This window comes from Streptococcus sp. 1343, from assembly GCF_013277355.1.
Taxonomy (GTDB): Bacteria; Bacillota; Bacilli; order Lactobacillales; family Streptococcaceae; genus Streptococcus; species Streptococcus pseudopneumoniae.
On the sequence record NZ_VMMT01000035.1, the window covers coordinates 21,702 to 41,925 of the forward strand.

20 protein-coding genes and 2 pseudogenes are annotated in these 20,224 nt (G+C 40.0%); 2 read left to right on the forward strand and 20 right to left on the reverse strand.

Annotated features, from left to right (window positions below; genetic code table 11):
• Positions 1-509: 509 nt before the first annotated feature.
• From HT709_RS05625 to rplM, 13 genes and pseudogenes are all read right to left on the reverse strand, one after another.
• Positions 510-932: pseudogene (locus HT709_RS05625) on the reverse strand (hypothetical protein); the annotation flags it as partial.
• The gene (locus tag HT709_RS05630) at positions 925-1,671 is read right to left on the reverse strand and encodes an ImmA/IrrE family metallo-endopeptidase (RefSeq protein ID WP_309598697.1); all 747 of its coding nucleotides are present in this window, start codon (positions 1,669-1,671) and stop codon (positions 925-927) included. The gene HT709_RS05630 and the pseudogene HT709_RS05625, both read right to left, overlap by 8 nt.
• Positions 1,672-1,683: 12 nt before the next feature.
• Positions 1,684-2,028, reverse strand: a complete 345-nt coding sequence (locus HT709_RS12045) for a helix-turn-helix transcriptional regulator (RefSeq protein ID WP_001056000.1) — start codon at positions 2,026-2,028, stop codon at positions 1,684-1,686.
• A 370-nt stretch (positions 2,029-2,398) separates the two neighbouring features.
• A complete protein-coding gene (locus HT709_RS05640; RefSeq protein ID WP_000401884.1) occupies positions 2,399-3,349 on the reverse strand; it encodes an N-acetylmuramoyl-L-alanine amidase family protein in 951 nt (316 codons plus the stop codon).
• A 374-nt stretch (positions 3,350-3,723) separates the two neighbouring features.
• Entirely contained in the window at positions 3,724-5,094 is a 1,371-nt protein-coding gene (locus tag HT709_RS05645; protein ID WP_138700175.1) for an MATE family efflux transporter, read from the reverse strand.
• A gap of 114 nt (positions 5,095-5,208) precedes the next feature.
• Complete coding sequence (gene recA / locus HT709_RS05650) at positions 5,209-6,375, reverse strand: recombinase RecA (protein ID WP_001085465.1); 1,167 nt, start codon at positions 6,373-6,375, stop codon at positions 5,209-5,211.
• 54 nt (positions 6,376-6,429) lie between these two features.
• Entirely contained in the window at positions 6,430-7,686 is a 1,257-nt protein-coding gene (locus tag HT709_RS05655) for a competence/damage-inducible protein A (RefSeq protein ID WP_023936469.1), read from the reverse strand.
• Between the two features lie 83 nt (positions 7,687-7,769).
• Positions 7,770-8,786, reverse strand: coding sequence for an LCP family protein (locus tag HT709_RS05660; RefSeq protein WP_000239276.1), 1,017 nt, complete (start codon positions 8,784-8,786; stop codon positions 7,770-7,772).
• A 7-nt stretch (positions 8,787-8,793) separates the two neighbouring features.
• The gene (locus HT709_RS05665; RefSeq protein ID WP_023936471.1) at positions 8,794-9,312 is read right to left on the reverse strand and encodes a GNAT family N-acetyltransferase; all 519 of its coding nucleotides are present in this window, start codon (positions 9,310-9,312) and stop codon (positions 8,794-8,796) included.
• On the reverse strand, positions 9,302-9,745 hold the full coding sequence (gene tsaE, locus HT709_RS05670; protein ID WP_023936473.1) for a tRNA (adenosine(37)-N6)-threonylcarbamoyltransferase complex ATPase subunit type 1 TsaE: 444 nt from the start codon (positions 9,743-9,745) through the stop codon (positions 9,302-9,304). Before tsaE ends, HT709_RS05665 begins: the two co-directional genes overlap by 11 nt.
• A gap of 189 nt (positions 9,746-9,934) precedes the next feature.
• On the reverse strand, positions 9,935-10,555 hold the full coding sequence (locus HT709_RS05675; RefSeq protein ID WP_050208075.1) for a hypothetical protein: 621 nt from the start codon (positions 10,553-10,555) through the stop codon (positions 9,935-9,937).
• Positions 10,556-10,872: 317 nt separating this feature from the next.
• A complete protein-coding gene (rpsI, locus tag HT709_RS05680) occupies positions 10,873-11,265 on the reverse strand; it encodes a 30S ribosomal protein S9 (protein ID WP_000075973.1) in 393 nt (130 codons plus the stop codon).
• 18 nt (positions 11,266-11,283) lie between these two features.
• A complete protein-coding gene (rplM, locus tag HT709_RS05685; protein ID WP_001044624.1) occupies positions 11,284-11,730 on the reverse strand; it encodes a 50S ribosomal protein L13 in 447 nt (148 codons plus the stop codon).
• 369 nt (positions 11,731-12,099) lie between these two features.
• Between rplM and HT709_RS05690 the strand changes: the two genes are divergently transcribed.
• Positions 12,100-12,417: a DUF960 domain-containing protein gene (locus tag HT709_RS05690; RefSeq protein WP_172925586.1), complete on the forward strand. Its 318-nt coding sequence runs from the start codon at positions 12,100-12,102 to the stop codon at positions 12,415-12,417.
• Positions 12,418-12,463: 46 nt separating this feature from the next.
• On the opposite strand, the gene folK is transcribed toward HT709_RS05690, so the two are convergent.
• The 6 genes from folK to HT709_RS05720 all read right to left on the reverse strand — a co-directional run bounded on the left by folK (position 12,464) and on the right by HT709_RS05720 (position 18,598).
• Positions 12,464-13,276: a 2-amino-4-hydroxy-6-hydroxymethyldihydropteridine diphosphokinase gene (gene folK, locus HT709_RS05695; RefSeq protein ID WP_172925587.1), complete on the reverse strand. Its 813-nt coding sequence runs from the start codon at positions 13,274-13,276 to the stop codon at positions 12,464-12,466.
• 158 nt (positions 13,277-13,434) lie between these two features.
• Positions 13,435-13,989 (reverse strand): GTP cyclohydrolase I FolE, encoded by a 555-nt coding sequence (gene folE, locus HT709_RS05700; protein WP_000380921.1) that lies wholly within the window; start codon positions 13,987-13,989, stop codon positions 13,435-13,437.
• Positions 13,970-15,292 (reverse strand): folylpolyglutamate synthase/dihydrofolate synthase family protein, encoded by a 1,323-nt coding sequence (locus tag HT709_RS05705; RefSeq protein WP_172925588.1) that lies wholly within the window; start codon positions 15,290-15,292, stop codon positions 13,970-13,972. The genes folE and HT709_RS05705 overlap by 20 nt, the downstream gene beginning before the upstream one ends.
• Position 15,293: 1 nt before the next feature.
• Complete coding sequence (gene folP, locus HT709_RS05710; RefSeq protein WP_172925589.1) at positions 15,294-16,274, reverse strand: dihydropteroate synthase; 981 nt, start codon at positions 16,272-16,274, stop codon at positions 15,294-15,296.
• 93 nt (positions 16,275-16,367) lie between these two features.
• Positions 16,368-17,075, reverse strand: a complete 708-nt coding sequence (locus HT709_RS05715) for a type II CAAX endopeptidase family protein (protein WP_172925590.1) — start codon at positions 17,073-17,075, stop codon at positions 16,368-16,370.
• A gap of 104 nt (positions 17,076-17,179) precedes the next feature.
• Positions 17,180-18,598, reverse strand: a complete 1,419-nt coding sequence (locus HT709_RS05720) for an NCS2 family permease (protein WP_172925591.1) — start codon at positions 18,596-18,598, stop codon at positions 17,180-17,182.
• Between the two features lie 189 nt (positions 18,599-18,787).
• Between HT709_RS05720 and HT709_RS05725 the strand changes: the two genes are divergently transcribed.
• On the forward strand, positions 18,788-19,600 hold the full coding sequence (locus HT709_RS05725) for a Cof-type HAD-IIB family hydrolase (protein WP_050261843.1): 813 nt from the start codon (positions 18,788-18,790) through the stop codon (positions 19,598-19,600).
• A gap of 179 nt (positions 19,601-19,779) precedes the next feature.
• Here HT709_RS05725 and HT709_RS05730 read toward each other — a convergent pair.
• A pseudogene (locus HT709_RS05730) lies at positions 19,780-20,224 on the reverse strand (IS630 family transposase); the annotation flags it as partial.

Here is a 20,224-nt window from a genome sequence, read left to right on the forward strand (position 1 = left end):
TCCAACTTAATTATGACATCTTTCTTTAAAAAAGTCAATATTTATCGCTTTCTTTAACGAAAAAAATCCCACAAGAACGAATCCTGTGGGGAGATACACATTTTAGAAAAGCTTTCCTTTATTCTACTATTTTTCTTGTATTTTATCATTCAGTATGATAAAATACAAGTTTTTTGATAAAATAACCAAAAACTACTCGCTATCCCTTCTCACATTACCCTACATATCGTTTGACATGCGACTGATAGTTCAGGGAAACTTCAAGGACAACTTTTCTCTCATCCCCTATGTAGGTCATTTCTACTCTTATAGGCTCAATTTGACACTTTTCTTCTTCGAATTGCTCATATGCCTACTGAATAGTGAGTTCGATTTATCCAAATTTATTTTTGTCTATTTTGATGAACACTTCCACGAAGATAGTCTGAAAAAGAAGCCGCCCCAATTTTCCTTCTCTTTTTAAGCATATTATTCCAGATATGATTGCCCTCTTGTTCAGTAATAAATTGCGCTTTAAACGCTTCAACCAGTATATCTCCTGTTGTCATATGTTCTAAAGAAAATTCTTCTACATATGGTTTAACATCTCTTAGGTTATTACTTCCTAATATCCCATTATGCTTTTTCGCTAAGGAAATAGAAGCCGCTTCTCCCTTACCAATAACCTTGTTACTATCATGATTTCTTGTTAAATTTCTATATAATTCGTATTCTTCAGTTCCAATGTCTATGCTCACAATCTCAGCCGAACCCTTAGCTACTAACTGGTCTATCCTAGATTTTAAGTGGGGAATTGTAGGTATATTGATTTCATCATACACCTCTTGTGGAATAACAATTTTACCCGAATAGAGCTTTTCTAAAAGATGTTCAGTGCCAACCCATAAAAATGCTGAAATACAATCTGTATCAATAAATACACGACTAGTCAAACGACAACTCCCCCTCTTCATCTAGCCCATATACAATATCATATCTGAAAGCATCTAGTAGCAGTTCCTCATACTTCCCTTGCGAAATTCTGTTATTTTCTAAAAGTTGTCCAGTCGATTTAATATAGTGTCCTAATACCATTTCCTTTTTACTTTCTGACAAAGGACGATATAAACTTGTATCATAGCCTAATCTTGAAGCTGTCTCTATAACACTAATATCCATATTTTTAATTTCTTCTGCATCAAGGTATCCATCATTCCGCAATCTATATAACATAGCTTTATGACTGATACCATAAAACTGACCCAATTTTATAATATCTTCTACTTCAAGATGAGTTCTATTAGCATTTTCTCTGATTTCCTCAACCATCCTATACAGTGAAGATGGGGAAACTAAAAAATATGAAGCAAACTGATCCGCTTTTCTTTCAGTTTCATCTCCTTCACCAATCAAGATAAGACTGACTGAACTCTTCTTCACCTCATCATAATAAAGATGATACAGTTCATGTGCTAAAGAAAATCCTTGTCTTCCTAATGACATGTCTGAATTGATTACAATGAGACTTGACTGAGTTCCTTTATAACAGACTCCGCTAATATTCTTTCCGAGTCCATAAAATACCAGCGTCAAATTCTCTATCTTTTGTACCAATTTAAAAATATCTATCGGCGCTTCACCGTCAGCTCCCAACTTTTTTCTAAGATTTGAAGCTTTATTACTTAAATCCATTTTATCAATCATTTATTTTGTCTCCAATAGCTGATCTATCTCAAATTGATTCAATACAATTTTATTGATTTTCGCTAAAACTTTAAGATCTTGGTCTACTATTTTATTTTTTCTAAACGATATTACACACTGTTGTTCAGCTTGTTCGCCAAACAAAAGATATTCAACCGTACAGCAAAACAGGGCAGATAGTTTCTCAATAACATCCGACGTGATATTCCTTTCACCTTTTTCCATTTTGGCAATCATGCTTTGATTCAAAGACAAATATTCAGCAATCTTATCTTGAGTAAGATTTGAAGATATTCTAAGTTCTTTTATTCTTTTTCCAACATCACATACATTTATCATATTCATACACCTCTCATAAAAAGAATAGCACACTCTTGTCATAAAGTAAATTTTTTAAATAAAAAAATTATGACAAAACAAGGAAGCAATTTATTGATACTGCTTAAAAATCCAAAATTGATGATAGTAAACCTATTTGATGAGTTCCTATCAAAAATCGTATCTTCAACCTCAAAACAGTACTTAAAGCTATCCGACTCGATTTACATTGTCAAATTTAGATTTTATTTTAGCATAACTTTCTAGTTTGCTTTTTGATTTTTATTTAATATAGTAGCAAAAATTGAAGGAAATATCTCCACAAGAAAACGCATACTATTAAGCTTTTTCAAGACCTAATAATATGCGCTGTTCTGATTTGAAAGACATTCCATTATTATTTTACTGTTATCAAGCCTTCAGGCTCGACTGTAAATTCTGGTTTTTCTGCTATCGTGCCATCTTCTTTAAGGTAATACCAGCCATCATTTGATTTGACAAAGGCATTAGAAACCATGTCCCCATTTTGACTATCAAGATAGTACCAAGTCTCCTTGTATTTGATCCAGCCTGTTTTCATAGCACCTTCTCCATCGAAATAGTACCACTTCTCAGCGATTTTCTTCCAGCCTGTCGCCATTTCGCCTGACTGGTCAAACCAGTACCAGTTGCCGTCTGTGTGCTTCTTCCAGCGGTCTGCAAGCATATATCCTGAACCGTCAAAGTAATACCAGGTACCATTAACTTTCTCAAACTTATCTTTTGGATAAGAACCATCTGAGTGTACATACCAGGTGCCAGTATCGTTCTGTCGCCATCCTGCTTCAATCGTCAAGCCGTTTTCAATATCCTGCTTGAATTGCTCACGACTAATGCCCCAGCTTGCAAGATAAGGATAAGGGTCAACATGATCTGAGTTGTTGTCAGGTTGGTTATTGGTGCAATATTCGTGTGTCTTGATACCTGCTAAATCAGCAGTATCAAGCGTTTTAGGTATCCCAGCCTCGTCTGCTAGATTACGCAAGAGTTCGATATAGAGACGATAGTCAATCAGAAACTCTTCTTTCGATTCATGGCTTTCAATCAGTTCAACTTGTGCATAACCTTCTGCATTCCAACCGCCCCCAACGTCCCAGGCACCATTATCAACAGGTCCTACCTGCATAACACGACCATTACCGACTACGTGAGAAAAGAAGCCCAATTCAGGATCTTTTCTGTAATGGTAGTCAGCCTCATTTTGAACCGTTGAATTACGGTTGCCTGTGGAATGGGCATGGACTTGCCTATATGGTTGCACGCCAACTTGAGGCAAATCTGTTCTTAATTTACTCACATCAATTTCCATATTCTACTCCTTATCGATTAAGACAACTCATTTTTTACAATCCAGAGCTAGAAACTCCTTTATTTATACCTCATAAAGAATACAATCCTAGTCACGATTAGGCTTGTAGATAGAACTTCAAAACGCACTATTTTGACACTGTAAATAGGACTGATAAGGTCTGCATTCTATCTACAAAAACACCCCAAACTAAAAAGCTTTTCAAAAGTATATTTTTACAGTCTCTATATGTCCTTTTCATAAATACTATACTTTATTATATCATATAAAAGAAGTCAAAAGTCTGTTAAACTATTTTCAAGACCAAACTAAAGATGACAGCACAAGTTTTTCGATTTTCACTAGAGGAAATGGATTTTATTTAGCAAATCGAGCTAGGATGACACTTTTGTTGCCAAGATGACCTTACCTTCTTTTATTAAAGGATGACGGAAAAGCGAAAAGTACAGTTGAATGGTCATGGCAACCCAGATGAGGGGTTCGCAAAGGATAACTCCCTTATAGCCTGCCCAAGGGATAATCAAGACCACAAAAGCGATTTTCCCGACTAGTTCGATAAAGCTAGAAACCAGCGGAAGGACTTTTTGCCCCAAGCCCTGCAAGCAATTGCGATAAATTAACAAGAGGCTCAAAATGGGATAAAAGGCTGAACTGATTTGCAGATAGAGACTACCATTTTCTACCAAATAGCTATCCGTCGAACTAGCCAAGAAGGAAACCAAGGCTGGACTGGCAAAAAAGAGGAAGACACAAACAAAAACTGCCCAGGACATACTCAAACGACTACCGATTCGAAGACCTTGGACAATGCGATCTGGTCGCTTAGCTCCTAGATTCTGAGAAGCAAAGGTCGTCATCGAAGCAGAAATAGCGGTCATAGGAAGAAGGGCGAAGGCCATAATGCGTCGAGCCGCCGTCTGGGCACTAATAATCACTGCGCCAAAGGTATTGACAGAAGACTGTAAAATCACACTGCCGATGGACACAATCGAACTCATCAAGCCCATAGCCAAACCTTGCTCCAAGAGATCGGCGTACAAGGACTTATCCCATTTGAAATGCTTGCGTTGAGGCAAAAGTTCTGGCACACTCTTACGAATATAGTAAAAGCAGAGAACCGCTGATAAACCTTGCGAAATAATGGTAGCAAGTCCCGCGGATTGAACTCCCAGTTGCAGTTGCGTAATAAAATAGAGATCGAGAACCACATTAACCAAGGCAGAGAAAATCAGAAATCCAAGGGCGGCTAGACTGTCACCAATGGACCGCAACAAACCTGCAAAGAGATTATAGGCAAAGCTGACGCCGACACAGGTCACAATCATAGAAATATATTGATAGGACTGGGGAAGGATTTCAGCAGGGGTATCTAGGTACTGTAAAAGAGGATACAAACCAAGAAAGCCCAGCAGCATCACTACAACACTCAAAAGAGCCCCTAAAATCCAGGTGGATGCTACTGCTTCCTTGATTTTAGTGAAATTCCGAGCTCCATAATAACGGGCAATGACAATCCCCATGCCATTTCCAACACCAAGAGTAAAACCTACAATCAGGTCAAAAATCGCTGTCGTCGCCCCTACCGCTGCCAAGGAGTCTTGTCCAAGAAAACGTCCAACAATCAAGACATCAGCAGTGTTATAGAGTTGCTGAAAGATATTAGACAGCAAGATTGGGAAGGCAAAACTCAAGAGAGAAGGAAGAATCGGACCATGTATCAGGTCCACTGTTCGTTTTTTATTCATAAGGCTATTACATCAGCTTTCTAGTGGAGCCACAAGAAACAGCAAACTATAGTCAATCTGAAATCTTGAATCAAAAATCGAAAAAGTAGCGGATTTCTCCACTACTTTAACAGCTTATTCTTCAATTTCGATTTCAAGTTCATCGCCTAGGTCAAGTGTCACTTCTTCATTCACAGAATCTGCTTGAACTGCTTCATCTTTTTTGTTTTCAGTATCTTGTTCTGAAGCTTCTTCTCCATCAATCAAGCCAAATTTAGAACGGACTTGCTTATCAATTTCATCAAAGATTTCTGGGTGCTCTGCCAAATATTTCTTAGAATTCTCAGAACCCTGACCGATTTTTTCATCCTTGTAAGAATACCAAGCTCCTGCTTTTTTGATAATATCCAAGTCGCTTGCAATCTTCAAGAGTTCACCAGTCTTAGAAATTCCTTCTCCGTACATAATTTCAACTACGGTTTCCTTAAACGGTGGAGCTACCTTATTTTTTACAACCTTAATCTTAGTTTCTTTACCGACATTGGTTTCTTTTTGGTCACCAGTTCCCTTAATTTGTGTGTTACCACGAACATCTAAGCGGACTGAAGCATAGAATTTCAAAGCACGTCCGCCAGGTGTTGTTTCTGGATTTCCAAACATGACCCCAACTTTTTCACGCAATTGGTTGATAAAGATAGCAATTGTTTTGGTTTTATTGATAGAAGCACCAAGTTTACGCATGGCCTGACTCATCATACGGGCCTGCAAACCAACGTGGCTATCACCGATATCTCCATCAATCTCCGCACGAGGTACAAGGGCCGCAACTGAGTCGACCACGACAAGATCTACAGCACCTGAGTCAATCAATTTTCCTGCAATTTCAAGACCTTGCTCTCCTGAGTCTGGTTGTGACAAGAGCAATTCGTCAATGTTAACACCAAGGGCCGCAGCATAAGCTGGGTCAAGGGCATGCTCCGCATCGATAAAGGCTGCAATCCCACCTTCTTTTTGCGCTTGTGCAACTGCATGAAGGGCAACCGTCGTCTTACCAGATGACTCTGGTCCATAGATTTCGATGATACGTCCCTTAGGATAACCACCTGAACCAAGGGCAATGTCAAGAGCTAAAGAACCTGAGCTCATCACTTGCACCTTTTGCTCCGCACGTTCACCCAAACGCATGATTGATCCTTTACCAAAGTCTTTCTCAATCAATTTAAGAGCATCATTCAAGGCCTTTTCACGTTCTGCCCCAAATTTTTTTGAAATTTCTTCTAATTTTTTTGGTTTTTTCGCCATTCTATTCTCCTACATTCTAATGATCCTCAGACCTATCTACTATTATATCAAAAGTTAGTCACTTAATAAAGCCTTGCGAACTAGGTTAAAGGCATGCATAACCGCAATGTGACGTACATCTGCTCGACTTCTGCCTCCAATATTCACCTTGATAACCTCAGTTCCTTGCTCTTGAGCCAAGCCTATGAAGACTGTCCCAGCTGGATATCCTTCTAGGCTATCTGGTCCTGCCACTCCAGTCAAACTAATTCCAAAATCAGACTGGATCTTGATTCGTGCCTGCTCAGCCATCTTCTGAGCTGTAAATTCAGACACCACACCATGTTCTTCCAAATCCTTGACAGGAATATCCAACATTTTTGATTTTTCCTCCAAGCTATAGGTCACAAAACCACCCTTAAATATACTTGAAGCTCCTGACAAATCCGCTAGACTAGCTTGGAAAAGACCTGCCGTCAAACTCTCTGCAGCCGTGATGGTTTTCCCTTGCCTTTTCAGTTCTTCTACCACAATGCTGGCTAAACTAGTCTCTTCCCCATAACCATAGCAAAGTTCTCGTAAAGAAAAGCCTTCAAAAGTTTGGCGATTCAAGATTTGGTTTTCTAAGATATCCAGCGCTTGATTCGCCTCTTCTTGACTGCTAGCCTTTGTTGACAGACGTAGAGTGACTTCTCCTGTCTTGGCATAAGGTGCCAAGGTCGGATCTGTTTGATTCTCAATTAAATCAGCCAAAATCGTCACCAGCTGACTCTCGCCAATTCCAAAGAAACGAAGAACTCGGGAATACAGCTTTCTCCCTGTCATCAACTTGGGTAAAAGTTGGTTTAAGACCATAGGTTTCAATTCACTCGGTGGACCTGGAAGGACGACGTAGGTCACTCCTTCGACTTCCAAAATGCCTCCCACAGCCAGTCCTGTTTCGTTGGGCAGTGGAGTCGCTCCTTCTACAATTTGAGCTTGTCTTTCGTTATTAGGTGTTCGGGCATAGTCTGGTCTCTGGGCAAAAAAGACATCCAACTTCTCCTGGGTCTGAGGATCGAAGACTAATTCTTTCCCTAAAAATTTAGCCAGAGTTTGTTTGGTCAAATCGTCCTCAGTCGGCCCTAAACCACCTGTCAAAATCACCAGACTGCTACGTTGACTGGCAATCTCAAGCAAAGACAAGAGACGAGCTTCATTGTCTCCTACAGCCGTCTGAAAATATACGTCTACCCCAATTTCTGCTAGTTTTTCCGACAAAAACTGAGCATTGGTATTGACAATCTGTCCTGTCAAAATCTCTGTTCCAACAGCAATGATTTCTGCTTTCATGTTTCCTCCTACCTATCTATTCGTATTTTTTTGAAAAAATCGCAGGAATTTTCCTACGATTGATTTTTTATTTGTATCAAAAGTTAATTATCTTCATCACCAACAGGGGCTCTGCCAAATAAATCTTCAAATAAAACCGCATTAGTTTCAAGCTGAGTGACTTCTTCTTGTCCCAAAGAACGTCGGAGTAAATTTTGCATTTCCAACATATGGGCTCTCGAAACAATCTGGTAAGAAACACCTTGAAGCATCTCTCCTTCACCCTGCAACTGCTGAGTTTCAATGGTTTTAAATGAATCTTTATACCCTAGCAAGTTAGGGATACTTTTTGCAGACAAATCAATATTGGTCTGCATATTGTCACTCAAAGCTTTTAGAATCTCTTGATAATGACCAACGCTATTTAAACTGAGAGCTTTTTCCATGACTTTTTGAATAACTTCACGTTGACGTTTTTGACGACCATAATCCCCCTCAGGATCTTGGTAACGCATTCGTGCATAGACTAGGGCTTCTTCTCCCCCAATATGTTGCTCCCCAACACCAATAGAAATGGTATTAAATTCTTCTTGGTCACTGATAGAAATTGGGAAACCTAGGGTATTATTGACTGTAATACCACCTACTGCATCCACTAGTTTTTGTAACCCTTTCATATTGACCATCACATAGCGATCAATATGGATATTCATCATTTTTTGAATGGTTTCTATAGCAAGCTCTGCTCCACCATCTGCATATGCTGAATTCAGTTTCGCTTCATGAACCTGACCATTCCCTGATTCAATGCGGGTCAGAATATCCCGCTCTAAACTCATCATCGTTGTTTTTTTCGTTTTAGGATTCACTGTCATCAAGATCATGCTATCACTTCTACCGACCCAAGTTTCAGTTCGTTCAGCATTTCCGGTGTCAACCCCCATTAACAGAATGGTCAAAGGTTCAGTTGCTTCAATAACCTTGGTTTCTTCGCCGATTTTTTTATAGGTTTTAGCTAAGGTTTCTGTCCCTTGCTGATAAATAGTATAAGCAAAAATACCTGCTCCTACTACAGTTACAGAAAGTAAAGCTAGCACCATTCCAATAATTTTTTTAACCATATTTCTACTAATCGATCAGTTTACCCATCAAGTAAACATCGATAAATTTCCCTTCTTCTATATATGCCCCACGCTCTTGGCGACCTTCAATTATAAAGCCATGCTTTTGATAAAGATGAACTGCTGCTTGATTACGAGTTTGGACAGTCAGTTGGAGACGACGCAGAATGCCACTTGCTTGTGCCCACTCTATCGCTTCTTCTAGCAACAAACTTCCCAAGCCATTATTCCAATATCTTTTGCCAATCACAATGAAGAGATCTCCAATATGACGTACTCTCTTGCGCTGGTCAGCTGTAATATTTACAATACCAGCAATTTTATCATTTAAGAATGCAAGTAAGGTTATCTGATTGTCCGAACTAGCTTGCTTGTTGAGGAATATTTCCATCTCCTCACTGGTCAAGAGAATACCATCTCTGTCTAGGCTGGTAAAATCTGTCTCTAAACTTACACGATTTAAAAAGGCCACTAATTCAGCTGCATCTTTGGGCTCTGCTTCCCTAATGAGCAATTCATACTCCATGTTGAAGCTCCTCTAAAAGCTTTTCTGCACGCAAACCCTTTGCTTGGAAATGTAATCTGCGACCGTCTTCTTCTTTTAGAATTTCCAACTCTAAATAAGTATCTGGCAAGGCATCTCCTAAGAGATTGCCCCACTCAATAACAGTCACTCCGCCACCAAAGAGAAACTCATCCAAATCGATAGAATCCGCATCTCCTTCAATTCGATAAACATCTAAATGGAAAAGCGGAAGACGCCCCTCATACTCTCTTACGATAGTATAGGTTGGACTTTTAATCATTTGAGAAATCTGTAAACCTTTAGCAAGTCCTTTAGTAAAGGTCGTTTTACCTGCACCCAGTTCTCCAGTTAAGATTAAAACATCATTCTTTGCTAATAGATGACCCAAACGCTCCCCTAAGGCTTGTAGCTCTTCTTCATTTTTTGTGTACATACTCTTATTATACCAAAAACTTTTCTTTTGTGTCTATTTTCCTGCTAAACTTATACTCAATGAAAATCAAAGAGCAAACTAGGAAGCTAGCCGCAGGCTGTACTTGAGTACGGCAAGGCGACGCTGACGTAGTTTGAAGAGATTTTCGAAGAGTATTACCATCATAACATCCATAAAAACAAGCTTTCTCTAAAAGAAAATGAGCGTAGCAATGACCAATACAAGATCTCGGAAAATATGACCATAAAAGGAAACTTCCTTCTTGACCGAATTTGGGACAAGATAGGCTGCAAAAAACAAACCCAGTCCAATATACATCAGAAGAGAGACAATGGTCATTGGATTTCTTAAAAAGAGAAGTGTTGCTAAAATAGTCACCAACACTGTCTTTTTTCTGTCTAGCATAGCAAGAAAATCGCGCATGTATTTTTTCAAGGGTAAAAAAATCAGCAAATCTAGCCCAAATAGAAAGAAAAAGGATGGCAATAAAAAGTCAACTAATTCTTGCTGCAGCGTATTTTTAATGAACAAGTTATCTGACAAGACAAGGACAGCTCCTAATAAATTAATTAAGAGTAACATACTGTAAAAAAGCTTCACTGACTTCTTACTGGCTAGGACACTATGGACTTCTTGCTTACGGGTATAAAGATAATTTACTCCAGCACAGATTCCTGAAACGAAGACCATACTTCCGATGAAAAAAGCTGTACTTTGTTTAAAGGACAAGATGCATTCCTTCCATAGAAAACAGCTACTCAAACTGATTTGAATTAAAGCTAACAAAAATAAGATTCTCATTGATTTCATCTTTTCTCTCCCTTCCTACCAATCATTATACTAGGAGAAAAGAGAGAACTGTTTTCAATCTTCTCAAATGTCTCTTTTAGACGCTAAACAAACATGAGAGACTACTACTCAATGAAAATCAAAGAGCAAACTAGGAAGCTAGCCGCAGGTTGCTCAAAACACTGTTTTGAGGTTGCAGATAGAGCTGACGTGGTTTGAAAAGATTTTCGAAGAGTATAAAGTCGCAACAACTGTGTCAATTGCACCAATTTAGTAAGAAAGTATAAAAAAAGAACACCCCGAAAGGTGCTCTGTATAAGTATAGTAATTCTTTCGAATTAACGTTTACTAAATTGTGATGCTTTACGAGCTTTCTTAAGACCTGGTTTCTTACGTTCAACTTTACGTGAGTCACGTGTAAGAAGTCCTGCGCGTTTCAATGAATCGCGGAAGTCTGGGTCTACTTGAAGAAGGGCACGAGCGATACCGTGACGGATAGCTCCTGATTGACCAGCGTATCCACCACCTACAACGTTAACGAAAACGTCGTATGAACCTACAGTTGAAGTAACTGCGAATGGTTGGTTGATGACAAGACGAAGGTCAGCGTGTGGGATGTACTCTTCAACATCTTTTTTGTTAACAGTGATTTTACCAGTTCCTGGAACAAGGCGAACGCGTGCAACAGCGTTTTTACGACGTCCAGTACCTGCATATTGTGCTTGTGACATACTTTATTGTTCCTTTCCTTAGATAAGTCCTGAAATGTCAAGAACTTCTGGTTGTTGTGCAGCGTGAGTGTGCTCAGCTCCAACAAATACTTTCAACTTCATACCTTGAGCGCGTCCAAGAGTATTGTGTGGAAGCATACCTTTAACTGATTTCTCGATCAAACGTACTGCATTTTTAGAACGAAGTTCACCTGCAGAGATTTGTTTCAATCCACCTGGGTGGTTTGAGTGAGTGTAGTAGATTTTATCAGTTGCTTTTTTACCAGTCAATTTAACTTTTTCAGCATTGATAACAATCACAAAGTCACCTGTATCAGTGTGTGGTGTAAATGTTGGTTTGTTTTTTCCGCGAAGTACGCTAGCAACTACTGCAGAAAGACGTCCAAGTGGTACATCAGTTGCGTCAACTACGTACCATTTACGTTCAACTTGGCCTGGTTTAGCCATAAATGTTGTTTTGTTCATGATTTCTCCTATATATAGTTCGATTTTTGTTTACGGTGATGGGTGTTCCTTCCCATCGAAAAGTATTTGGAAGGTTCCGGGGCCTTTCAAATGGGGTAAACAATACCGCCTACTATCATACCAAATTTCACCCCTAAAAGTCAATAGATATGAAAAATATTTTTCGGTAACTTCTCAAAGGTAACTTCTCAAAGTAACTGAAAGTTATATAATCAAGTTAATTTGGGAATTTACCTATTAACTTCGATAGATTTTTGGAATTTTTTTCCTTATTTTTCCCTGTAGCTAAAATCCTTTTCAAAAAATCACCTTTTCTTGATTTTTAATCCTATTTGCTGTATGATAAGGGAAAAGAAAGGGGGCAAAAATATGGCTTTTACCAATACCCAGATGCGGTCGGCTAGTTTTGGCATTGTTACCAGCTTGCCTGATGACATCATTGACTCTTTTTGGTATATTATTGACCACTTCTTAAAAAATGTCTTTGAATTGGAAGAAGAACTCGAGTTTCAATTGCTTAATAACCAAGGAAAAATTACCTTTCACTTCTCAAGTCAACACCTCCCTACAGCCATTGATTTTGACTTTAACCATCCTTTCGACCCTCTTTATCCCCCGAGAGTACTGGTTTTAGATATGGACGGTAGAGAAACTATCCTCCTCCCAGAAGAAAATGACCTATTTTAAAAAGCTCTAACCTTCAGTTACAAACGACTGAAAACTAGAGCTTTTTCTATTTTTTCAAAGCATTATACAAGTTGCGGATCGGTTGCTTTAATGTAGGATGGATAAAATGAGGCGCAATTTCCTGTAAGGGCTCAAGGACAAAAAGGCGTTCCGCTATGTAAGGATGAGGCAAGATAAGGTCATCTGTATAAAGGACCTGGTCCTCCACAAAGAGCAAGTCCAAATCAATCAAACGAGGCCCCCAATGTACTTCTCTCACCCGTCCCATCTCTGACTCAATGGCTAACAAGGTCTCTAATAGAACTGGGGCCGGCAACCAGGTTTCAACCTCAACCACTTGATTAGCAAAGCTATCTTGCTCCACACCACCCCAAGGCTCCGTCGTCAAGACACTGGACTCTTTGAGAATATGGATACCTCGAGCTCGTATTTTCTCAATGGCCTGTTTCAAGTTTGCTTGTTTATCTCCCATATTGCTTCCTAGGGCGATAAAGGCTCGTTGCTTGCGACGATGAATGGTCACTGAGCAAGTGTCTAATGGCAAATGAACTGGCGCCCAAGGCTTTTTCAATTCCAACTTCATTTCTTGGACAAGAGGATAAGTCTCAAAAGTACGTTCCAAAAGTTTATAGGCTACCGTTTCAATCAAATCCTCAGTTGTTTCCTGAAACCAAGTCGTCCACTGCTGGCACAATTCTCCGTAATGGACAGAGGCTGTCAAATCCAAGTCTGTAGCCGCCTTGGTCATATCATAGGATAGGATGGCTGAAACGACAAACTTCTGCCCCAATTCTTTCTCACTAGGAAAAAGACCATGATAGGCAAAAATTTCCAAATCCTTAATCTGCAGTTGATCCATAATGATTCCTTTCTAGAAAAATCCGCTTCAAGCGGATTCTTTTTATACTCAATGAAAATCAAAGTACAAACTAGGAAGCTAGCCGCAGGCTGCTCAAAACACTGTTTTGAGGTTGCAGATGGAAGCTGACGTGGTTTGAATTTGATTTTCGAAGAGTATTATAGTCCCATTAAACGATAAGCTTGGTCTCGAAGGTCCTTATCTGTTTCAAATAGACCACGAGCTACTGTCGTCAAGGTTGCAGTGCCTGGTTTTCTGACACCACGCATGCTCATACACATATGCTCTGCCTCAATGACAACAAAGGCTCCTTTAGCACCTAGATAGTCCATCAAGGCATCGGCCACTTCGATATTCAAACGTTCTTGAATTTGCGGCTTTTTAGAATAAACTTCAACCGTACGGGCTAGCTTAGACAAACCTGCCACACGACCATCTGGAATGTAGGCAATATGTGCTCTCCCATAAAATGGCAAGAAGTGGTGTTCACACATGGTATGGAAAAAGATATCCTTTTCTACCACCATATTATCGTCAATAATCTCAAAGGATTTTGACAAATGTTCCTCCGCTGTTTGACCAAGACCTGAAAAAATCTCTTGGTACATACGGGCCACACGAGCAGGCGTTTCCTGCAAGCCCTCGCGATTAACGTCCTCTCCTACAGCCTCGATAATCATTTTTACAGCTGCTTCAATCTTTTGTGTATCCATTCTCGTTCTTCCTCTCCATCAGATAGGCTCTCACTTGGCTCAAGAAATACAAGGAACCCGTGACAATCCTAACTGTTTGTTTCTCTTCTTTTTTATCTGTCAATTTCTGCTCTAGAAAATCCTGCCAACCTTGGTAGCTGAGATTTCTAGACTTAGCCGCCTCTTTCAGCACGCTTTCATCAGTTGCCCGACTATCATCAAAATGTGTCAGGGTAAGCTTGGTATCTGGCATTGTCCCCAGCAAGTCCAACATATCCTCCAAGGCCTTGGTTTTGATACAAGTAAAGAGGATTTCCTTACGATAATCCGCAAAGCGTTCTTGCAAGGTTGCTACTAAAGCCTTTATGGCATGAGGATTGTGGGCTCCATCTAAAATTATCAAGGAATCTCTTGACACGATTTCCAAACGCCCTGGCCAACTTGTTTCTTCCAAGGCTTGAGCAAGCAAGTGATTGCTTGCTAGTTTTCGCCCATCTTCTTGACAAAAAGTATCAAGTAAAGCTAGAGCCATCCCAGCATTCTCTATCTGGTGCAAACCAAGCAGGCCAGTCTGGAAGCGACCTTGTCTGACATCACTGGTATAGTCAAATACTTCACCCGTTACCACACTCTCTTGGTGACTGACATGATAATTTGCCCCGTAGGCAAGTCTCGACGCATCTTTCCCTTCCGCAATGCGGTCAATCATAGCCAAAGCTTCTGGAGCGATACGACCTGTCACCAAGGGAATACCTTGTTTGATAATACCAGCTTTCTGCTCTGCTATGGCTTCCAAGGTGTCACCAAGTAGGGCTACATGGTCCAATCCAATGGTCGTAATTCCTGTTAAAATTGGCTGGCAGACATTGGTACTATCTAAAAGCCCACCCATGCCGACTTCCATGATAGCCACATCTACTTGCTCTGAGGCAAAGTAATCATAGGCTATAGCTGTAATTATTTCAAACTCAGTTGTCCCCTGCAAATTGGTAGCCGATTCCCCTTCCAACAAAGACTGATAGTCTGCCATGAGGGCTTCTAGTCTAGCCTCTGGGATAGATTCCCCATTGATGCTAATCTGGTCTGTATAATGAATGAGATAGGGCGAGCTAAACACGCCAACTCTCAGCCCTAGCTTTTCTAGCATCTTTTTCAAAAAAGCAATGGTCGAACCCTTGCCATTGGTCCCTCCGATATGGATGACCTTGAGTTTGAGATGGGGATTGCCACGCAAAGCTAATAGTTCCTCCATTCGTTCCAAGCCAAAATGCGGTTGGTCCGTCCGGTAGTTAGCAATCCACTGATTGTTTTGAATTTCTTTCATCTTATTTATATTGTTTTAAATCTAAATCTTCCGCTTCATCAGCCAGACGAATGGCGGAGGCAATTTCAACTGCCATCCTGTGACTAACTACATCATGCACGCGCACCACTTCCACACCCTGTCTCGCAGCGATACTGGTTACATGAGCCGAAGCCGTATCTCGATTGCGGAAACCAAGTTCTGTCTCAGGATTGACTTCAAAACCATTTTCTTCAAGAATATTGATGACAAACCGCTTGCGCGACACTCCGAGAAAGATTGGATAGCCTTTCTGATGTAGTTTATCCAGATCCCGTAAAAGAAGCAGATTTTCTTTCTTGGTCAGACCAAAGCCAATTCCTGAATCCAGCAGGATGTTTTCTTGAGCAATCCCTGCTTCCTCTGCTCTCGCTAGTGCTCGTTCAAAAAAAGTCTCCATCAACTCTTCGATTGGCAATTTTTCAAAGTCAGCTAACTCTTCCTCTGTAAAAGCTTGTCCAAAACCAAAATGAGGAAAGATGAGCGAGCTAGGATGCTGAGGTCGAGCCATGACTGGGTTAAACATAATGACCACTTTCGCTCCAGCCTTAGCAACCACATGAGCCATTTTCTCATCTCCCATGAGGCCAGTGATATCATTGACCAGATTGGCACCAGCAGCCAAAGCAGCCTCTGCCACCTGACTTTTCCAAGTATCAATAGAAATGAGGACATCACTTTCCTTGCGAATCGCTTTAATCACTGGAACAACACGCTGGATTTCCTCTTCTATCTCAACATAGCTATAGCTACTTCCCGGCCGAGTTGATTCTCCACCGATATCTAGCATACTGGCTCCTTCTGCTATCAATTTACGAGCCTGCCGGAGTGCCTGCTCAAGAGCAAAAAATTGACCACCGTCCGAAAAGGAGTCTGGGGTTACATTGATAATTCCGCAAATAGCTGTCTTTGCATGATTGGCTTTACTTGACATATCGGTCACTCCCTCAAGGCTTTTCATCATATTATTTCTCTATTTTACCATAAAAAGAAAAAAATGGACACGATTGCATTCATCTTTTTCCCAGTAGAAACAAGTAAGCAATTGTCAAAAATCTTAAACAGAAATCCCTAATGTCCGACTCATGATCACCACAAAAGCCAACAAACAGAAAAAAACTCCATTAACAATCATGTGAAGTAAGATAGACATTTCCAAACGTTGGGTTTTATAAACTGTCCAAGTTAGCACAGTTGACATTCCTCCATAGATAAGAAGAGAAGGTAGATTTGTCGGTAAATGAAGCAAGGCAAAGATAATAGCACCGACTATATAACCCACATTTTCTTTACCACGAAAGAGTTTTTTAGGAATCACTCCTCGACATAAAATCTCCTCACAAATAGGAGCTATTAGAACCAGTAAGAAAAAACTGGAAATTAAGGAACTATTCTGGACCAAATCATTAATATTTGATTGATTGCTGGTTGTTGTTTCATTCATCAAATGCAGTAAGACCACACCAAGAATATTAAAGGCAAGAATCACTAGATAGCTTAAGGCCAATCTAGCCAAATCCTTAGCCTTGAAAAACGATAAACCAAAACTAGCCAACTGTGTTTTCCTAGCACCTATTATAAATACAGTTAAAACCACAAGAGATAAGACCCCTACTAATAGTCCCGTTTGAAGCAGTGGAAATTTTCTGCTAGTTAAAAAAGTTGCTAGGGCTAAAGGAAACTGAGAAAACAAAAGCCCTACTAGAAAGATTATTAACCACTTCCCCCTGTTTAATACTTCATCCCAAATATTCTTTTTTATCATCAATCATACTCCTACCATTCAATCAAAATCACCTACCTAGTTTGAAGCAATTTTCAAGTAACTATAATATAAAAAGGGGAGAACCCCTTTTTATATTATAGCATTTATAGGGCCATGCTGATATAGTTAAGGATAAACAAGGCATCCAAAATCCAAATCATGACATGGACATCTTTAGCTTGACCTTTAACAATCTTAGTCAAAGTGTAAGTCAAGAAACCAACTGCAATCCCTTGAGTGATAGAGTAGCTGAATCCCATAAAGATAGATGTGAAGAAAGCAGGAACCGCTTCAGACATATCGTCCCAATGGATATTTTTCAAGCTAGCCAACATCATAATCCCAACGATAATCAAGATTGGAGCTGTAGCGGCTGTTGGTACAATCGCTAGAAGTGGGCTAAAGAAGCTTGAGATCGCAAAACAGATTGCCACGACCAAGGCTGTCAAACCAGTACGTCCACCTGCACCGATACCAGCAGCAGACTCAACATAAGTCGTTACATTCGAAGTACCTGCGATGGCACCAATTGAAGTACCAATCAAGTCAGAGTAAAGAGCCTTGTCCAACTTAGCTGATTGGTGATTTTCACCATTTGTTGCTACAATACCAACTTTTTCACCTGTACCGATCAAGGTACCAATCGTGTCAAAAATATCTGTCAATGAGAAGGCTAGAATGGCCATCAGAGTTTCAGGCAAGCGAGCTGTATCTGAAATCAAAGCTCCCAAACCTTCTGAACCAAGAGCTGCACCAAAGACTGTCTTCAAATCTTCAAAGGCTGCACCAACATGGTTATTAGCAAAATCGATGCTTGACAAATCTACCAAACCAACTGCAATAGCAAGAACAGTTGTTGTCAAGATAGAGAGGATAATTCCCCCTTTAATTCCTTTGATAACAAAGAAGATTGTGATAGCAAGTCCTGCAAGAGCCACCAAAACAGCTGGATTATTAAAGCTGACCAAGCCTGGAACTGCTGAAGCATTTGCTGCAATCGTTGCTTGAGCTTTGTCAGCCCCTTCTCCTACAACAGTATAGTTGCCTGGATCAATCGTAAATTTCAAAAGCCCAGCATTCTTAATCCCCACGTAGGCAAGAAAGACACCGATACCAGCTGAAATAGCTGAACGAAGGGCGTTTGGAATCGATTCAATGATCATTTTACGAACATTTGTCAAGGTAATAATCAATGAGATAATTCCACAGATAAAGACCATAGCTAGAGCTTCTTGCCATGAATAACCAAGCCCGAATACAACTGTAAAGGTGAAGAAGGCATTGAGTCCCATACCTGGCGCTTGGGCATAAGGTAAGTTAGCGTAGAAGGCCATCATCAGGGTACCAGCAACTGCACCGATAATCGTTGCGAGGAATACACCCTGAGCAGGCATTCCTGTTTGCGAAAGAATTTGTGGGTTTACAAAGAGAATATAGCTCATTGCAAAGAAAGTTGTTAAACCAGCGAGAACCTCTGTACGAACGTCTGTACCATTCTCTTTTAGTTTAAATAATTTGTCCATTATCAATCTCCTTTTAATTTTTACGAACAATAATAGAATTATATCATTTATCATTCACTTTTTCAATATCTTTGATTAATTTATTTAAGAAATTGATTCAATTTCATTTTTTGTTTGGAATCTGCTTTTCTCTCTGCTTTTTGTTATAATAGTAGACATCTTATCTGGAAAGACACTAGAAAGGACCATATGACGAAAAAAATTATTGCAGTTGACCTGGATGGAACCCTGCTCAACTCGGACAGTCAGATTTCTGACTTTACCAAAAAAACCATCAAAAAAGTTGCTGAAAAAGGCCATCAGGTTATTATTACGACAGGTCGCCCTTACCGTATGTCAAAAGATTTTTACCGTGAACTGGGCTTAGACACTCCTATGATTAACTTCAACGGATCCCTTACTCATTTACCAGACCAAGTTTGGGATTTTGAAAAGTGTTTGACTGTAAACAAAAAATATCTGCTAGATATGGTTCAACGTTCAGAGGACATTCAAGCCGATTTTATCGCTGGAGAATATCGTAAAAAATTCTACATTACAAATCTCAATGAAGAAATTGCCAATCCCAAACTATTTGGTGTAGAAGCTTTCCAGCCTGAAGATCAATTCCAGCCTGAATTGGTGACCAAGGACCCTAACTGTATCCTCTTGCAGACCAGAGCCAGTGACAAATATGCCTTGGCAAAAGACATGAACGCCTTCTACCAGCATCAACTTTCTATCAATACCTGGGGAGGTCCGCTCAATATCCTTGAATGTACCCCAAAAGGTGTCAACAAGGCCTTTGCTTTGGACTACTTGCTCAAGATAATGAATCGCGACAAAAAAGATTTGATTGCCTTTGGAGATGAACACAATGATACCGAAATGCTCGCTTTTGCTGGGAAGGGTTATGCCATGAAAAATGCCAATCCAGAGCTACTCCCTTATGCAGATGAGCAAATTTCTCTGACCAATGACCAAGACGGTGTTGCCAAAACCCTACAAGACTTATTCTTATAACCTATACTGATACTCAATGAGAATCAAAGAGCAAACTAGGAAGCTAGCCGTAGGTTGCTCAAAGCACTGCTTTGAGGTTGTAGATGAAGCTGACGTGGTTTGAAGAGATTTTCGAAGAGTATGACCAGCTTGCAAGCTGGTCTTTATGCTCTTTTCACAGTCTCATCAACCAGTTATACTCATCTACTTTCAAAAAGCATTCTAGTCCATCTCCGATTAACGATGGACTTTATCACCTCCTTCTCCAGTCCTTGTATGACATCTTGAAGTTGATTCATGACATCTTCCAAAGTTCGAAAGGCTTTATTCTTAAATCCACGTTTACGAATCTCTTTCCACACTTGTTCAATGGGGTTCATCTCTGGTGTATGGAGGAATAAAGGTAAAGCCAATATTAGTCGGAATCTTTAAGGTACTTGATTTATGCCATATGGCATTGTCCATAACGAGTAAAAGATAATCATCTGAATAAGCTTGTGAAAGCTCTTCTAAAAAGGCGTTCATCCACTCAGTATGACATCCACCAGCGATTAAGAAAAATGATTCGCCTGTATGGGCATCAACAGCTCCATAACAATAGCAAAATTCTCGTATATAGTGACTATGGACATGTGGACCTACTCC

What these genes read in the sequence shown, in the direction of transcription:
- HT709_RS05630 (WP_309598697.1), bottom strand. Translation starts at nt 1,671, where the DNA reads ATGGATTTAAGTAATAAAGCTTCAAATCTTAGAAAAAAGTTGGGAGCT.
- HT709_RS12045 (WP_001056000.1), bottom strand. Translation starts at nt 2,028, where the DNA reads ATGAATATGATAAATGTATGTGATGTTGGAAAAAGAATAAAAGAACTT.
- HT709_RS05640 (WP_000401884.1), bottom strand. Translation starts at nt 3,349, where the DNA reads ATGGAAATTGATGTGAGTAAATTAAGAACAGATTTGCCTCAAGTTGGC.
- HT709_RS05645 (WP_138700175.1), bottom strand. Translation starts at nt 5,094, where the DNA reads ATGAATAAAAAACGAACAGTGGACCTGATACATGGTCCGATTCTTCCT.
- recA (WP_001085465.1), bottom strand. Translation starts at nt 6,375, where the DNA reads ATGGCGAAAAAACCAAAAAAATTAGAAGAAATTTCAAAAAAATTTGGG.
- HT709_RS05655 (WP_023936469.1), bottom strand. Translation starts at nt 7,686, where the DNA reads ATGAAAGCAGAAATCATTGCTGTTGGAACAGAGATTTTGACAGGACAG.
- HT709_RS05660 (WP_000239276.1), bottom strand. Translation starts at nt 8,786, where the DNA reads ATGGTTAAAAAAATTATTGGAATGGTGCTAGCTTTACTTTCTGTAACT.
- HT709_RS05665 (WP_023936471.1), bottom strand. Translation starts at nt 9,312, where the DNA reads ATGGAGTATGAATTGCTCATTAGGGAAGCAGAGCCCAAAGATGCAGCT.
- tsaE (WP_023936473.1), bottom strand. Translation starts at nt 9,745, where the DNA reads ATGTACACAAAAAATGAAGAAGAGCTACAAGCCTTAGGGGAGCGTTTG.
- HT709_RS05675 (WP_050208075.1), bottom strand. Translation starts at nt 10,555, where the DNA reads ATGAAATCAATGAGAATCTTATTTTTGTTAGCTTTAATTCAAATCAGT.
- rpsI (WP_000075973.1), bottom strand. Translation starts at nt 11,265, where the DNA reads ATGTCACAAGCACAATATGCAGGTACTGGACGTCGTAAAAACGCTGTT.
- rplM (WP_001044624.1), bottom strand. Translation starts at nt 11,730, where the DNA reads ATGAACAAAACAACATTTATGGCTAAACCAGGCCAAGTTGAACGTAAA.
- HT709_RS05690 (WP_172925586.1), top strand. Translation starts at nt 12,100, where the DNA reads ATGGCTTTTACCAATACCCAGATGCGGTCGGCTAGTTTTGGCATTGTT.
- folK (WP_172925587.1), bottom strand. Translation starts at nt 13,276, where the DNA reads ATGGATCAACTGCAGATTAAGGATTTGGAAATTTTTGCCTATCATGGT.
- folE (WP_000380921.1), bottom strand. Translation starts at nt 13,989, where the DNA reads ATGGATACACAAAAGATTGAAGCAGCTGTAAAAATGATTATCGAGGCT.
- HT709_RS05705 (WP_172925588.1), bottom strand. Translation starts at nt 15,292, where the DNA reads ATGAAAGAAATTCAAAACAATCAGTGGATTGCTAACTACCGGACGGAC.
- folP (WP_172925589.1), bottom strand. Translation starts at nt 16,274, where the DNA reads ATGATGAAAAGCCTTGAGGGAGTGACCGATATGTCAAGTAAAGCCAAT.
- HT709_RS05715 (WP_172925590.1), bottom strand. Translation starts at nt 17,075, where the DNA reads ATGATAAAAAAGAATATTTGGGATGAAGTATTAAACAGGGGGAAGTGG.
- HT709_RS05720 (WP_172925591.1), bottom strand. Translation starts at nt 18,598, where the DNA reads ATGGACAAATTATTTAAACTAAAAGAGAATGGTACAGACGTTCGTACA.
- HT709_RS05725 (WP_050261843.1), top strand. Translation starts at nt 18,788, where the DNA reads ATGACGAAAAAAATTATTGCAGTTGACCTGGATGGAACCCTGCTCAAC.